This is a genomic window from Arthrobacter sp. SPT-J7 (assembly GCF_059089965.1).
In genome coordinates this window covers 1-531 of sequence record NZ_JBNHFF010000550.1, presented here as the reverse complement: position 1 = coordinate 531, position 531 = coordinate 1, and the positions used below count along the sequence as shown (strand labels likewise).

Genomic DNA, 531 nt, shown 5'->3' with positions numbered 1-531 from the left:
GCAATGCGGGGCAGCAGGTCCTCAGGTTGGGCGTCGTAGAGGCAGGTCGGGCCCGAGTGGTAGGCCCAGACAGCGCCGGGAACTCCCCGGGGCCTGGATAACCAAGTGACAGGAATACCCTCTTCACCATCAGGACCGTCATTGCATTCGACTTGCCGGGCTAGGCAGGGAGTATCGAAGTCGCCCCCGCCAAGGTGGCACTGAAGTTCGTACTTGTACTCATTCGGGTCGGTGACCATAGCTCCGGGTGCTAGCTGAGAAAAATCACCTGTGGCCGAATCTAAACTCCAACCAATGATGTCCGTCCCGGTGGATGACCATACGCCTTTGGGCGGAGACGACGCTTTTGGTGGCACCGTTTGTTCGTCGCTGGTCCGAACTATTGACTTTTCATCAATAGCCCCAAAGGCGGACATGTCTATCTGCGGAAGGGCTGACGTGGCGGCCAAGACGCCCATCACGCAGCAAAGCAAGACGCCTTTCACTTTCAGCCAGCGATCGGTTCGACGGTATTTACGAACCAGGCCCCAG

The 531-nt window shown here is 58.2% G+C and carries 1 protein-coding gene and 1 pseudogene; one reads left to right on the top strand and one right to left on the bottom strand.

All coding sequences use genetic code 11. The features are described from left to right. A pseudogene (locus AC5RWX_RS34205) lies at positions 1 to 239 on the bottom strand (hypothetical protein); the annotation flags it as partial. Positions 240 to 270: 31 nt separating this feature from the next. On the opposite strand from AC5RWX_RS34205, the gene AC5RWX_RS34200 reads away from it, so the two are divergent. Continuing rightward, positions 271 to 531 (top strand): hypothetical protein (locus AC5RWX_RS34200; RefSeq protein ID WP_494100562.1); only part of this gene is annotated, 261 nt, incomplete at its 3' end.